This window comes from Mesorhizobium sp. BH1-1-4 (genome assembly GCF_020165665.1).
Classification (GTDB): Bacteria; Pseudomonadota; Alphaproteobacteria; order Rhizobiales; family Rhizobiaceae; genus Mesorhizobium.
The window spans coordinates 38,630-51,946 of sequence record NZ_JAIUIN010000003.1 but is presented as its reverse complement, the minus strand read 5'-3'; the positions used below and the strand labels follow the sequence as shown (position 1 = coordinate 51,946).

At 61.6% G+C, this 13,317-nt stretch carries 14 protein-coding genes; 6 read left to right on the top strand and 8 right to left on the bottom strand.

The features are described 5' to 3' along the window. Window positions 1-51: 51 nt before the first annotated feature. From LB569_RS06615 to LB569_RS06605, 3 genes are all read right to left on the bottom strand, one after another. Window positions 52-627, bottom strand: coding sequence for a DUF2569 family protein (locus tag LB569_RS06615; protein WP_224691563.1), 576 nt, complete (start codon window positions 625-627; stop codon window positions 52-54). Window positions 628-838: 211 nt separating this feature from the next. Next, entirely contained in the window at window positions 839-1,516 is a 678-nt protein-coding gene (locus tag LB569_RS06610) for a hypothetical protein (protein WP_224691562.1), read from the bottom strand. Window positions 1,517-1,808: 292 nt separating this feature from the next. Continuing rightward, window positions 1,809-2,423 carry a TetR/AcrR family transcriptional regulator gene (locus tag LB569_RS06605; protein ID WP_224691561.1) on the bottom strand — a complete coding sequence of 205 codons (615 nt, stop codon included), beginning with the start codon at window positions 2,421-2,423 and terminating at the stop codon, window positions 1,809-1,811. 91 nt (window positions 2,424-2,514) lie between these two features. Here LB569_RS06605 and LB569_RS06600 point away from each other — a divergent pair, with 91 nt between their 5' ends. The 5 genes from LB569_RS06600 to LB569_RS06580 are packed head-to-tail and all read left to right on the top strand — an operon-like array spanning window position 2,515 to window position 7,092. Continuing rightward, complete coding sequence (locus LB569_RS06600) at window positions 2,515-3,600, top strand: spermidine/putrescine ABC transporter substrate-binding protein (protein WP_224691560.1); 1,086 nt, start codon at window positions 2,515-2,517, stop codon at window positions 3,598-3,600. A gap of 12 nt (window positions 3,601-3,612) precedes the next feature. Beyond that, complete coding sequence (locus LB569_RS06595; protein ID WP_224691559.1) at window positions 3,613-4,482, top strand: ABC transporter permease; 870 nt, start codon at window positions 3,613-3,615, stop codon at window positions 4,480-4,482. A 2-nt stretch (window positions 4,483-4,484) separates the two neighbouring features. Further along, complete coding sequence (locus LB569_RS06590) at window positions 4,485-5,267, top strand: ABC transporter permease (protein ID WP_224691558.1); 783 nt, start codon at window positions 4,485-4,487, stop codon at window positions 5,265-5,267. Next, on the top strand, window positions 5,264-6,328 hold the full coding sequence (locus LB569_RS06585; protein ID WP_224691557.1) for an ABC transporter ATP-binding protein: 1,065 nt from the start codon (window positions 5,264-5,266) through the stop codon (window positions 6,326-6,328). The genes LB569_RS06590 and LB569_RS06585 overlap by 4 nt, the downstream gene beginning before the upstream one ends. 2 nt (window positions 6,329-6,330) lie before the next feature. Beyond that, entirely contained in the window at window positions 6,331-7,092 is a 762-nt protein-coding gene (locus LB569_RS06580) for an MBL fold metallo-hydrolase (protein ID WP_224691556.1), read from the top strand. Window positions 7,093-7,100: 8 nt separating this feature from the next. Here LB569_RS06580 and LB569_RS06575 read toward each other — a convergent pair whose 3' ends face one another. The 5 genes from LB569_RS06575 to LB569_RS06555 all read right to left on the bottom strand — a co-directional run bounded on the left by LB569_RS06575 (window position 7,101) and on the right by LB569_RS06555 (window position 12,192). Beyond that, window positions 7,101-7,802, bottom strand: coding sequence for a TetR/AcrR family transcriptional regulator (locus tag LB569_RS06575; protein ID WP_224691555.1), 702 nt, complete (start codon window positions 7,800-7,802; stop codon window positions 7,101-7,103). A gap of 22 nt (window positions 7,803-7,824) precedes the next feature. Further along, window positions 7,825-9,252, bottom strand: coding sequence for an amidase (locus tag LB569_RS06570; protein ID WP_224691554.1), 1,428 nt, complete (start codon window positions 9,250-9,252; stop codon window positions 7,825-7,827). Between the two features lie 102 nt (window positions 9,253-9,354). Then, entirely contained in the window at window positions 9,355-10,389 is a 1,035-nt protein-coding gene (locus LB569_RS06565) for an extracellular solute-binding protein (protein WP_224691553.1), read from the bottom strand. A 396-nt stretch (window positions 10,390-10,785) separates the two neighbouring features. Beyond that, entirely contained in the window at window positions 10,786-11,757 is a 972-nt protein-coding gene (locus tag LB569_RS06560; protein ID WP_224691552.1) for an NAD-dependent epimerase/dehydratase family protein, read from the bottom strand. 243 nt (window positions 11,758-12,000) lie between these two features. Continuing rightward, window positions 12,001-12,192 (bottom strand): hypothetical protein, encoded by a 192-nt coding sequence (locus LB569_RS06555; RefSeq protein WP_224534503.1) that lies wholly within the window; start codon window positions 12,190-12,192, stop codon window positions 12,001-12,003. Window positions 12,193-12,500: 308 nt separating this feature from the next. Between LB569_RS06555 and LB569_RS06550 the strand changes: the two genes are divergently transcribed. Next, window positions 12,501-13,274, top strand: a complete 774-nt coding sequence (locus LB569_RS06550) for an NAD kinase (protein ID WP_224691551.1) — start codon at window positions 12,501-12,503, stop codon at window positions 13,272-13,274. The last annotated feature ends 43 nt before the right edge of the window (window positions 13,275-13,317 follow it).

Here is a 13,317-nt window from a genome sequence, read left to right as displayed (position 1 = left end):
CCTCAAGCTCGTTGGATTATCTTCCTAAACGCCGGTGTGACGGACCAGCCCTTATTGAACGGCCGGTGCAACTTGCGCAGCGGCCGCGCCCCTGTCGAACGTATTTCTCACCCTGATCGACTTGAAGACATAAGCGACCCAGAGACCGGTCACCACGACCGAGATTATGGGGGCGACCAGCCCGTCGCCGCCTGCAAGCACTTGGCTCAGTGGGACATCCAGCGCTGACGAGATCAAAATCGTGTCCACGATAAACACGGCCGGGATCGCAAGCCACTGCAACAGAAACAAGCGGGGAAAGTGTCGGCTTCGCCGCAGCATGAACACGAGCACGGACAGTTGGATCGCCAGAAACGCCAGATTGAGGGCAACCTCGCCATACACCGCCAGAGGCCCATTTGGCAGCGGCATCAGTTGCTGGTAACCCTCGATCGAATTGGCCAAATCGGCAACCGTACGCAGCGGTGACAATGTCTGACCGATAGCCAGCAGCATCAGCCAGCCGCCGAAGCCCACGAGAGCCTCGGGATTCTGTGGCGGCTTCGCGGCCGATCGAACAGCAAAGAAAACAGGCACGCCGATCAACAACAGCACGATCACCCAATGCCAGATCGAAAACGCTCCCATTTAGCCCCCCATTGCTATACCCCTTTAGGTTGTATCAGATTTCAAACTCAACTCAAGGGCCGAGCTTTGCGTAAGACTATGTGTGAGGCCAAAGCAACGACTTCTCCTGCCTGCTCCTGACTCCCTCACACCCCGATCGCCGCCACCAGTATCCGATTCTGCCTCCGTATCGCCGCCCTCAGCTCCGGTATCCTCGCCTCTTCTGACATCGCTAGTTTCCTTCGTCTGAGTTAATGGTCCGATCGGAGATTGAAGTGGTTTTCGAATTCAGAAACTCTTCTAAAAGATCACTGTACCTTTTGTAGTCATCAAAGTAGTATTTTTTCGGCATCATGATTGTGACAGGCCACCCGTGGAAACTTATGTGAACGTTACACCGAGCAATGCCTTCATCTGGACTACAGGGACTGGTAACTATAGTTTGATCTCTTGGCAGCTTAGCTAGTTCTTCGTCACGCACGGCTTGCGCGACACGGAAGCCCGGCCCATTCGCCAGTCTGACGACGAACCCCTCAACCGGCTGCATCGCCCTGTCAGCCAGAAATCCCGGGCTGAAAGCGCCTTTGGCGGAATCATACGTTGCGAAGAGGTAGACCGCGTGCAGGTTCTCCTGGCTATCAAACACGGTGCTGTTGTCCCCTGTTTCCTGGAAGACGAATGCGCGCGGCAGAGTAAGCTTCCATACCAGGCGTTGGGGCGGTGGTCGGTAACTATTGAGAGATCGCGGAGCCTGCCTGTCTATCTCAAACGCTAGGTTATAGGGCTCAAGACTTGGGGACCATTTGGCGCCCGCTGCCGGCATGATGGATACCAGAAGCTTCGAATACCCACCGGAAAACCAGCCCAACGCCGCTATCCCTGCGGCGACCAAAAGAACGATAAGCGGCATTTTTAGCGCTTTCAAAGCCAAACACCATATCGCATGGAATCCCGCACATGCGCGGTAAGGGCGCACAACAAAAGTTCTCCGAACTAAGCGTTGCTGGAAGGCATTGCTTTCGATTAAGCCATCATATTTTTACGGACTTGTGGAGAGAATAGGTGGCTGAATAGACAATATTTTATCTGAATAAAGTCTAATATAACTTTATTGCTTTCTGCTATCGCTTACGATGGCAAGCGTCAAGCAGTTGCGGCTGCGGTCATGAAGCGACGACTTCTCCTGCCTGCTCCTGACTCCCTTACACCCCGATCGCCGCCACCAATATCCTGTTCTGCCTCCGTATCGCCGCCCTCAATTCCGGTATCCTCGCCTCGTCGCGCTTCACGAATTCGATGAACATCATGTTCATGTTGTTGAAGATCAGTTCGCCGAGCGCTGCCCCGTCAATGTCCTGCCGCACGAGACCGATCTCCTGCAGCCGGGCAACCAGTGCGCTGATCTGCTCGGTGAGTTCGCGGTCGAGGCCGGTATAGGCCTGGCCGAACGGGCTGTCGGGCAGTTGCGTCGAGATTGCCATCGCCTGCCGCCACATCTCCTTGCTGAGATAGTGCAGCGAGTGCTCGATGTAGATGCCGATCAGCGTGTCCAGCGCATCGCCGACATTGGCCGGCGGCCTGGCGACGACGCCCCGCCCGGCATTCAGCACCTCGTTGACCTCCAGCGAGACGATGGCGCCGAGGATGTCGCCCTTGTTCTCATAGTAATTATAGATGGTGCCGATCGACACTTCGGCCCACGCGGCGATCGCCTCGATCTTGGCGCCCTCATAGCCGGCCTCGCGGAAAAGTGCGGCCGCCGCCTCGATGATGCGCCTGTGACGGTCCGCCTTTTGCCTTGCCCGCAATCCGCTCATAGCAGCCTCTTGCCACAAAAACAGAATTGACTCAATTTTAGAATTGGTTCAATTTTTTAGAAGAAGCCACAAAGGCAAGGGAGAACACTCGATGTCCATCAAATCCGGGAATCCGCTTTCCGTCCTGAAACGCAATCTGCATGCGGCGTGCGCCGCCACGGCCCTGATGCTTGGGGCAGGCAGCCTCGCCGAGGCCGCCGACCTCAACGCGCTGATCTGGTGCGACCATTCCGATCCGACCCTGCTGCAGCCCTTCGAGGCGGCCAACAACGTCAAGGTCAACGTCAAGGAGTTCGAGGGCACCGGGGCGGGGCTGACCATCGTCGAGCAGTCGCAGCCCGGCGACTGGGACGTGATGGTGATCGACAGCATCGACGTGCCGCGCGGCGTCGAAAAGGGCCTTTTCGAGCCGCTGCCGGAAGACAAGCTGCCCCTGGCCGACCTCTTCCCGCAGGTGAAGATGGACGGCTCCACGGTGGTTGGTGGCAAGCGCTACGGCATCACCGAAAAATTCGGCTACAACACGATCGGCTTCAACAAGACCAAGGTCGATCCGGCCGACATGCAGTCCCTGGCGTCGCTGACTTCGGACAAATACAAGGGCAAGGTCGCCATCTACGACTACTATCTCCCCGTCATCGGCATGGCGGCGCTCGCCATCGGCAAGAAGACGGCAGACCTTAACGAAGCCGACCTGCCGGCGCTCAAGGAAGAGCTGCTCAAGATGAAGGCCAACGCCAAGCTGGTCGGCGAGGTCACCGCCAGCCAGACGGCGCTCGCCACCGGCGAGGTCGATATTTTGGTTGGCGGCGGCGAATGGGTGACGGCAGGCCTTGCCAAGGAAAACCCGGCGCTGGATTTCTCAATCCCGAAGGAGGGCGCGGTGCTGTGGTCGCAGTCGCTCGCCATGTTCAAGGATTCCAAGAACAAGGACATGGCGCTGAAGTTCATCCAGTACATTATGAGCCCGGAAGGCCAGGCGCGGCTTGCGACATCGTCCTGCTACTGGGGCATGCCGTCCAACACCAAGGCCGCGTTGAGCGACGACCAGAAGAAGGTGCTGCGCTTCGACGAGCAGCCCGGCTTCCTCGCCCGTGCGCAATCCTACCCGGCGCCGAATGCCGACCTCGACAAGAAGATGCAGGATATGTGGACCGAAATGCTGCAGGCCAAGTGAGCTGATACGCTCATGAGCACAGCAGGAAACCGGACAGGCCGCGCCCTGCCCCGGGCGAGCGATGCCCTGCCCTGGGCGCTGGTCACGCCGGCGCTCGGCTGGACGCTTCTTTTCTTCGTGCTGCCCTTTGTCGCCATGGGGCTTTCGAGCTTCACCGCCCATGAGGGCGGCGCGGCCACCCTGTCCAATTACAGCCAGTTCCTCGCCAACCCCGCTTATTGGCAGGCGATGGTTAACTCGCTGCAGGTCACCGCAATCGTCACCGTGATTTCCGTGCTGCTCGCCTATCCCTTCGCCTGGGTCCTGGCCGAACAGGTTCCTGAACGCTGGCAGCGGCTGGCGCTGATGCTGGCCGTGCTGCCGTTCTGGACCTCCTATGTCGTGCGCTCCTATTCTTGGCTGCTGGTGTTGGCGCAGAACGGCGTCATCAACCGCGCGCTGACCGGCTCAGGCCTGATCAGCGAGCCGCTGCAGCTCGCCAACACGCGCCTGGCCACCGTCACTGGCTTCGTGCATTTCTTCGTCATGCTGTTGACGCTGACCATCTTCGCCAATCTGAAGCAGTTGAGCCCAAGCTATCGCAAGGCGGCAGCCGATCTCGGCGCCGGACCGGTGCGCACCTTCCTGCATGTCATCCTGCCGCTCACCTTGCCCGGCATCATGGTCGGCGCGTTCCTGACCTTCGTGCTGTGCATCGGCGACTACATCACGCCGCAGATCCTCGGCGGCAACAACGAGCTGCTGATGCCGCAGCTGGTGATGATGCAGATCGGCCGGCGCGGCGACTTTCCGCTGGCCTCGGCGCTGTCGATCATCCTGATGGCGGTGGTGACTGTCGCCTACCTCGCCTGCGCCCGCTGGCTGAAGCTCGAGCGGACCTGACCGTGCGCAGGATTGTCTCCGTCGCTTCCTGGATATACGCGCTTGCCGTCTACGGCTTCATCTTCCTTCCGGTCGTCGTGCTGGTGCTGTTCTCGCTGCAGTCGACCTCCTTCCCGATTCCGCCGTTCACCGGCCCATCGCTGCGCTGGTACGAGGCGGTTCTCTCAGATACGCGGCTGACCTCGGCGCTGGTCAATTCGCTGCTGGTCGCGGTGCTTTCCTCGGCCACCGCCGTCACGCTCGGCTTCCTTTCGGCCTGGGGTCTCGCGCGTTTCGTGCTGCCGGGCTCGGGTCTGCTGCGCGGGCTGATCACACTGCCGTTGACGGTGAGCTACCTCATCATCGGCATGGGGCTTTTGGTGCTGTTCAACTGGGCCGGCGTGCCGAAGTCGCTGCTTGCCGCCGGCATCGGCCATGTCGTGATCAACCTGCCGCTGTGCTTTGCCATCATCTACAGCCAGATGGGCGACCACCAGATCAACATCGAGCGCGCCGCGCGCGATCTCGGCGCGCCGGAGTGGAAGGTGCTGCTGTTGATCACCGTTCCGGTCATGGCGCCGGCCATTTTCGCCGGCTTCTTCCTGTCGATGACCTTCTCCTGGGACGAGTTCGTCATCTCCTTCCTGCTGACCCGCTTCGACACCACGCTGCCGGTGGAAATCTGGAACCTGCTGCGCTCCGGTCTCAACCCCAAAACCAACGCCGTCGGTTCGCTGGTCTTTGCCGTCTCGATCGTGCTGGTCGTGCTGTTTGAACTGACATTGTTGCGGAGAAGGCCGGCATGAGCGCACCCCTGGTCGATATCCGCGACGTCTCGCACCGCTTCGGCCAGCATCCCGTGCTGAAGAACGTCTCGCTGACGATAGAGGCCGGCAGCTATACGATCCTGCTCGGACCATCCGGTTCCGGCAAGACGACGCTGCTCTCCATCCTGGGCGGCTTCGTCACCCCGAGCGAAGGCAAGGTGTTTATCCGTGGCGAGGACTGCACCTCGGTGCCGCCAGCCAAGCGTCCGACGACGACTGTGTTCCAGGACTACGCGCTGTTTCCGCATATGAGCGTCGGCGGCAATGTCGGCTTTGGGTTGCGCATGCAGGGTGTCGACGGCGCGACGCGCGCGGCCCGCGCCCGCGAGACGCTGGTGCTGGTTGGGCTCGACTCCGCCTTCGACAAGAAGCCGCACCAGCTCTCCGGCGGCCAGCGTCAGCGGGTCGCGCTAGCACGCGCGCTGGTGATCGAGCCGGCGGTGCTTCTGCTCGACGAGCCGCTCGGGGCGCTCGACCTGAAACTGCGCCGGCAGATGCAGGACGAACTGAAGGCGATCCAGAAGCGGGTCGGCACCGCCTTCATCCATGTCACCCACGACCAGGAAGAGGCGATGGCGCTGGCCGACCATTGCGTGGTGATGAATGATGGCCGCATCGAGGACGAGGGGCAGCCCGAGCGCGTCTATGCGAGGCCGGCGACGCGCTTTTCCGCGACCTTCATGGGCGAGAGCACGATCCTTGCCGGGACTGTCATGGAAATCGGGGACAAGACGTGCACCGTCGCCACACCAGTCGGACCGGTTTCCTTGTCCAGTGCCTTGCCATTGGGGTCGGCTGCCGCACTGGCCATTCGGCCCGAGCACCTTATGCTTGGCGCGGCGCCGGGCGGAACGAAGCTCGGCAAGGCTGACGTGAGCGACGTCGTCTTCCAGGGCAGTTTCAAGCGCGTCCTTGCGACTTCCGTCGAAGAGCCGTCCCTGCGGTTCATCGCCAAGCTGCCGGCGACCGCCATCGTCCAGGCGGGCGACAGGGTCGCGATTTCGTGTGATACCGACCAGATCATCCTGCTGACGGATTGAATATGAGCACGCTTGCGGTCATCGACGCACCGGACTGGTACGAAACAATCCGCATGGCCGACGGCATCACGCTGATCCACGAGCCATGGATAAAACCGTTCTTCCGCTGCAATATGTGGCATGTGCGCGGACGCGACCGCGATCTGCTGTTCGACAGTGGTCTCGGTCATTTTAGCCTGCGCGGCCATGTGCCGCTGGTGAGCGAGCGCAAGCTGACCTGCGTCGCCAGCCACACGCATTTCGACCATATCGGCTGCCACCATGAGTTTTCGGATCGCTGCGTGCATGCGGCTGAAGCGGCAATCCTGGCTGATCCGCGCAACGAATGGACCGCTGCCGGCACTTATGCGACCGAAGAGATGTTCTATCGCCAGCCGCGGGGCTGGGACACGGCGCACTACCGCATCCAGCCGGCGCCGGCCGGCCGACTGCTCGCGCATGGCGACGTCATCGATCTCGGAGACCGCGCTTTCGAGGTCGTCCACACACCGGGCCACTCGCCGGGCGGCATCGCGCTATACGAAAGGAAGACCGGCATCCTGCTGTCCGGCGACATCATCTATGACGGCCCGTTGATCGATGATGTCTACCACTCGGATATTTCGGACTACATGGCAACACTGCTCGCCATGCGCGATCTCGACGTCTCGGTCGTCCATGGCGGCCATTTTCCGAGCTTCGGCAAGGTGCGCTACCACCAGTTGATCGACGAATATCTCGAACAGAAACGTCAGGCCGGCTGCCATTTGCGGCAGCGTCCCTGAGGGCCGGGTTACGGCATCAAATCGAAATGCCGTGGGAAGGTCTGGTGCAGCAGGAGCAGCATGGTCTTGCGCACCACATCGGTGCCACGGCCGGACGGATTGAGATGATCCCAGTACCATGCGCCGTGAACGAGGTAGTTCAGGCTCTCCGACAGCGTGTCAATGTCCACGTTGCCATAGCCGCCGCCGCGCGCGATCTCGACCAGCAATTCGCGCGCTTCGGCGGTGTAGGCGAGATCGCTTGGCAGGCCGATTTCATTGTAGATCTGCATGCTCTTGCGGTCGCTGGAGAAGGCGACGAAGACCGACACCCATTTCGGATGCTCCCTGGCGAAGCGCTGCGCACAGCCGACCGCGCCCAACAGCCTCTCCACCGCTGACTGCCCGGGCACCCGCACCAGTGTCACCCACAGCTCGTCATATTGGTCGCTGAGATACTGCAAAACGGCCCGGAACAAATTCTCCTTGCTGCGAAAGTGAAAAACCACCAAGGCATTGGACGAGCCGACATGCTCGGCGATGCGCTGCATGGTGACACTCGCCAGTCCTTCCTCCGCGATGAGTTCGATGGTGGCGTCGATGATGCGCTGGACGCTCGCTTCGCCACGCTCGCGCCGGCGGTCCTTGGGCGCGGCGTCGTTCGCCGAAGCCCTGCCCTTGGCGGTCCCAGCCCGGCCTTTTGCCGCTGCCTTGCGTTGCACCATCTTCATCGACTTTCCCTTGCATCACCTGTCAAAGCGATGGGCGCGTTCCGGCGCTTGTGTACCATTGCCCCTGCGCCGTTTCATAGGCCATCGCCGCGCGGAAGACGTCGGCGTCGCAATAGGTTCGGCCGACGATCTGGAAGCCCGTCGGCACGCCGCTTGCTGCCCGCCCCGAGGGCATGGACAGCACCGGGCAGCGGCTCATCATGTTGAACGGCGTCGTCATCACCCAGCCCAGCGATGGGTTCACCTCTTTGCCATTGATCTCGACGGTTCCCGTGGTCTGGTCGAATTCCGCCGGCACCGCGGGAAGCGCGTTCGTCGGGCAGATCAGCACATCGTAGGTTTCCAGCAGCGGACCCAGGGTCTGATACATCCGGGCCGCAACATCGAGCGTCGCGACGAAGTCGGTGGCCCTGGACTTTTGCCCGTCCTCGGCGAACCGCCTGGCATAGCTGGTCATCTCGCTGCCGTGCTCGGCAAGCAGTTGCGACAGCGACGCACCGAAAAGATGCTCCAGATAGGCCATTCCAGCCTTGAGCACCTTGTCGTCCCAGCCGAGATCGACTTCCTCGACCGTCGCCCCAAGCGAGCGGAACACTTCGCAGGCAGCGAGCGTGTTCTTGCGCACATCAGGGTCGACTTCGAAGGAACCCAAATCCATCGAGAAGGCAATCTTCCAGCCCTTGATAGGCTTGTAATCGAGCGGCAGGCGCAGCTTGGGACGAAGCGTGGCGATGTCGAGCGGGCTCGGCCCCGCCATGACATTCTGCAGCAGAATCGCATCCCGGACGTTCCGCGCCAGCGGCCCGGTGTGGCAATAGAAATCGAGGTTGAAGGGCGGCTCGTCCGGGTTGCGGCCGTAGGGCGGTTTGAAACCGACAAGCCCGCAGGCAGAGGCAGGAATGCGGATCGATCCGGCAATGTCGGATCCGGTGGCGATCGACGACGTGCCCGAAGCCAGCGTTGCCGCCGAGCCTCCCGAGGATCCCCCAGGCGTGAAATCCTGATTCCATGGATTACGGGTGACGCCCCAACGTTTCGACCAGGTATAACCGGCACAGCTGAACTCGGGCGTCGCCGTGCGGGCATGGACGATGCCGCCGGCCTTGATGATGCGCTCGTTCATCGTCGAGGTGTGGCCGCCCATGGCATCCCTGGACAGCAGCGAGCCATGCGACGTCGGCTTGCCCTTGATGTAGCTCTCATCCTTGATGCCAATCGGCAGACCTTCGAGCGTGCCGGTCCTGGCGCCCTTGGCGTATTTCGCCTCCGCCTTGGCGGCCAGCTTGAGGGCCTCTTCGAAATGCGTGAAGGTGAAGCAATTGATCGCCGATTTGATGGCTTCGGCGCGGCGGATGGTGGCCTGCATCAGTTCGACGGGCGAGAGTTTCCTGGCCTTGAACAGCCGCAGCGCCTCGCTGGCGGGCATGTAGCAAAGGTCGAGATCAGACATCGAAAATCTCCCACTATCAGGTGGTCGTACTTGGGCATGAGGGTGGAGGACCGGACCGCGCATCGCGGCCCGGCGGCTCTTTGTTGGGTTCGGCTGGTGGCGCTATTTCTGGAGGTCGGTCCAGATCTTCGTGTAAAGCGCCTGCACATCGGCCGGACAGGCCGGCATGAACTGGCCCTTTGCGGCGAATTCAGCCGGGATATTCACCTCCGGTGCGTTCTTCATGTCCTGCGGCATAAAAGCTTCCGAGCCCTTGATCCCGTTCGAATAGCGGGCGAAAGCCGAAATCAGCGCGGCGTTCTGCGGGTCCATGATGAAATTCTGGAAGAGCTTGGCATTCTCGACATTCTTGGCGTCCTTGAGAACCGCGACATTGTCCATCCAGATCGGAAAGCCTTCCTTGGGATAGCCATAGACGATCTTGTCGTTCTGCAGCCGTTCGCGCAGCGATATGCCATTCCAGTTGACGCCGGCGGCGATGTCGCCCCTGCCCAGGCCGTCGACGGCCGCATAGTCGAGCGAAAGCCATTTCGCCTTCGCCTCGACCAGCTTGTCGTGGACCTTCTTCAGCACCTGCATGTCGTTGGTGCAGTACTGGCCGCCTTCATAGGCGATGGCGAGGAACATGATGTCACCCATTTCGGGCACGACATTGATCTTGCCGACAAGTTCGGCCGGCGGGTCGAGGAACAGTGCCGACGTGTTCGGGTCGCCGGCATAGACTGACTTGTTCACCGAAATGCCCGTTGTGCCCCACTGCCAGGGAACGGTGTATTTGCGGCCCGGATCGAAGGGAACGTCGACCCATCTGGGATCGACATTCCTGAAATTGTCCATCTTGTTGGGGTCGGTTTCCAGCAGCAGGCCTTCGCTGATCCAGATCGGCACGACGCTGGCCGAGGGCACGACGATGTCATAGCCGGAAGCGCCCTGGCGGACCTTGGCCAACGCGGTGTCGTTGGAGTCGTAGTCGGTGACGGTGACCTTGATCTTGTAGGTCTCCTCGAACTTCTTGATGAGGTCCGGGCTGGTGTAATTGCCCCAATTGTAGATGTTGAGTTCGCCATCGGCGCGGGCAACGCCCGTCGCGGCGAAGAGCGACAGCCCGACGGCAGCCGCGGTCAGTTTCCAGTTCATACGAGTTGCTCCCATTGTTGGGACCGGCGGCATCGCCGCCTCAGGTCCATTTCCTGCCGATCAACAAGCCGGGGTGACGCCGTTCGCCCCCACAACCGGCCGAATGGCTGTCGAGATATTCCCCTCTTCGTAGCCATTCACTGGCGGATGCCAGCTGGCCAACTCGATTTTCAGTTATGAAGCTAGATTATAACTAACTATACAGTCAATATCTTTTCCCCAGCCCTGCCACCGCCCGCAATTGCGTGGCTCGCCCGGCAAGCCAAGGGCCCAGCTTCAGGCGCCATTCTGTAGGCAGGATGGAAAACTCCGCCGCGCGATCTCTATTTCGCCAGCCGGCTCGCTTCCGTTTCCCGATCGCCATGATGGACCAGGCCGGGAGCCGCGTATCTCGCTTCAGGCCTTCGGCGCCGCTTCGCTGCCGGCGGCAATCTGTTGCCGGAACCATTCGAAAGTACGCTGAAGCCCCTCCTGATAGCTGGTCGCCGCTTCCCATCCGGGCAGAACCTGCCTTGCCAGGGTCAGGTCCGGGCACCGGTTCGTCGGATCCTGCGGGGCAGGCGCGTGGTGTTCGATTCGGCTGCCGGGAACCAGCGAGCAGACGAATTTCGCGATGTCGAGAACCGAGACCTCGCGATTGTTGCCGATGTTCAGGGGGCCGCGGTGCGAAATGCTGTCGCGCCAGAAGAAGCGCTCCAGCCCATCGACAATGTCGTCGACATAGCCCCAACTGCGCGACTGGGAACCGTCGCCGTAGACGGTCAGGATTCCGGTGGTCAGAGCCTGGCAGATAAAATTCGAAACGGCGCGGCCGTCGTCGATGCGCGTTCGCGGCCCATAGGTGTTGAACAGCCTGACGACGCGGACATCGAGCCCGCTGACGCGCTGCTCTTCGAACAGCAGCGCCTCGGTGCAGCGCTTGCTTTCGTCGTATGAAGCCCTCGGCCCCGTACAGTCCACGGATCCTCGGTAGCTCTCCGGCTGCGGCGACACCAGGGGGTCGCCATAGACTTCCGAAGTCGAGGCGAAGCAGAAGCGGCCGCCGGGCCGCAGCAGCGACAGAAGATTGAGCGCACCGCCTATGTTGGCTTTGATCGTGCGAGCGGGCTCGCGCCGGTACCATGCGGGCGAAGCCGGGGACGCCAGATGGATGATCTCATCGAAATGCCCGCTGTCCGTAAAGCTCTCGACATCGCCAACCCTCAGGCTGAAGCGCGGGTCGTCGACATGGGCAATGTTGTCGCGCAATCCGGTCCACAAATTGTCGACCACGACAAGCGCCTCAAGGTCGTCGCGCCGCAGAAGACGATCGACCAGATGCGAGCCAATGAAGCCGCAGCCACCGGAAACCAACACGCTGCGCGGCATGCGCCCACCATTCCAGAACTCGGCCGGTCGACGCGGCGCGGGGATCGGTTCCTAGCCATGAGGGAAACGGGATCCAGTTTCGGATCCGAGCCTTTCTACCAGTGGTTTTGTCGATGCCGCAATTGCCGCGATCAACTTGTCTTGCGCCACGCCTCGGCTTGCGCCACGCCTCGGGATCAACGGCAGAGCCCGCCAAGCGTCGGCGATCCTCGGTGGTGGGGTCGATGAGGGTATTTGGGCGGCCTACAGCGCCCTTTGCGGGCAAGGCATCCCGGCGGCATCGCCGCAGCGTGAGGCCGTGGGCAGCGGCCTGGCGCTCATTTCTTCCGACCGGCGCACCAGTCCGGCAAAGACAAGCGCGAAGCTTCCCAACATGACAAAGACGATGATCAGGCGTGTTACCGGCAATATGTCGGCCTCGTCTGGTTGGCGCATGCCCCCGACAACAGAATGCACGGGATCATGCACACAAATCTAAAGTGGCCGCGGCATGCCAAGCGTCGAGAAAAACAAGCGATGCCGCGGGCGCCCCACACCACCCATGCCGGCTAACATGACCGATCTGGCTTTACGAGAGCTTAAGCCCGGTCTTAACCATCACATTCGCTCGCGCCATGACATCGACCGCGACCGCCCTGCCGCACCATCGCTTGAGGCTCTCTTTGCAGACCCGCCGCCCCATGCTACCCCGGCGCAGGCGCGGCCAGAACCTGCCGGCGCCAATCGGTCGCGATCGGGAAGCCATGAACACAGCTGCCAACAGCATTGCCTTCGTCTCGTCCGACACAACGGACGCCAAGGCGGCGCTGGAGAGCCTGTCGGCGCGCTACGGCCAATGTTCGGTCGCCGAGGCGGCTGTCGTGGTGGCGCTGGGCGGCGACGGCTTCCTGCTGCAGACCTTGCGCGACACCATGGGTACGGGAAAGAAAGTCTACGGCATGAACCGTGGCACCATCGGCTTCCTGATGAACGAGTACCGCTCCGGAGGGCTCACAGAGCGCCTCGCGGCCGCGGTCGCCGAAACGATCCGCCCCCTGGAGATGGTGGCAACCACCTCGGACGGCGAACACGTCACGGCGCTGGCCATCAACGAAGTCGCGCTTTGGCGCCAATCCTATCAGACGGCCAAGATCCGCATCAGCATCGATGACCAGGTACGGCTCGAGGAACTGAATTGCGATGGCGTGATGATCGCGACGCCGGCCGGATCGACAGCGTACAATCTTTCCGCGCACGGTCCGATCCTGCCGCTCGATGCGCCGCTTCTGGCGCTCACGCCCGTCAGCCCGTTTCGCCCGCGACGCTGGCGCGGCGCATTGCTTTCCAACAAGGCGACCGTGCGCTTCGACATAATGGAGCCGGAAAAACGCCCGGTGAACGCCGCCGCCGACCACACGGAGGTCAAGGCTGTGACCTCGGTCACGGTGCGGGAATCGCCGACGGCCACCGCGACTTTGCTGTTCGATCCCAACCACTCCTGGAACGAGCGCATCCTGGCCGAGCAGTTCCGTTACTGAGCCGGCACAGAGACAAGCGGCCGGATTAAGCATCGCGATTAAG

Bases quoted from the DNA above. Each gene is read 5' to 3' on its own strand.
- LB569_RS06595 (WP_224691559.1), top strand. From the start codon at position 3,613: ATGAGCACAGCAGGAAACCGGACAGGCCGCGCCCTGCCCCGGGCGAGC.
- LB569_RS06550 (WP_224691551.1), top strand. From the start codon at position 12,501: ATGAACACAGCTGCCAACAGCATTGCCTTCGTCTCGTCCGACACAACG.
- LB569_RS06605 (WP_224691561.1), bottom strand. From the start codon at position 2,423: ATGAGCGGATTGCGGGCAAGGCAAAAGGCGGACCGTCACAGGCGCATC.
- LB569_RS06560 (WP_224691552.1), bottom strand. From the start codon at position 11,757: ATGCCGCGCAGCGTGTTGGTTTCCGGTGGCTGCGGCTTCATTGGCTCG.
- LB569_RS06585 (WP_224691557.1), top strand. From the start codon at position 5,264: ATGAGCGCACCCCTGGTCGATATCCGCGACGTCTCGCACCGCTTCGGC.
- LB569_RS06600 (WP_224691560.1), top strand. From the start codon at position 2,515: ATGTCCATCAAATCCGGGAATCCGCTTTCCGTCCTGAAACGCAATCTG.
- LB569_RS06565 (WP_224691553.1), bottom strand. From the start codon at position 10,389: ATGAACTGGAAACTGACCGCGGCTGCCGTCGGGCTGTCGCTCTTCGCC.
- LB569_RS06615 (WP_224691563.1), bottom strand. From the start codon at position 627: ATGGGAGCGTTTTCGATCTGGCATTGGGTGATCGTGCTGTTGTTGATC.
- LB569_RS06580 (WP_224691556.1), top strand. From the start codon at position 6,331: ATGAGCACGCTTGCGGTCATCGACGCACCGGACTGGTACGAAACAATC.
- LB569_RS06555 (WP_224534503.1), bottom strand. From the start codon at position 12,192: ATGCGCCAACCAGACGAGGCCGACATATTGCCGGTAACACGCCTGATC.
- LB569_RS06570 (WP_224691554.1), bottom strand. From the start codon at position 9,252: ATGTCTGATCTCGACCTTTGCTACATGCCCGCCAGCGAGGCGCTGCGG.
- LB569_RS06575 (WP_224691555.1), bottom strand. From the start codon at position 7,802: ATGAAGATGGTGCAACGCAAGGCAGCGGCAAAAGGCCGGGCTGGGACC.
- LB569_RS06610 (WP_224691562.1), bottom strand. From the start codon at position 1,516: ATGCCGCTTATCGTTCTTTTGGTCGCCGCAGGGATAGCGGCGTTGGGC.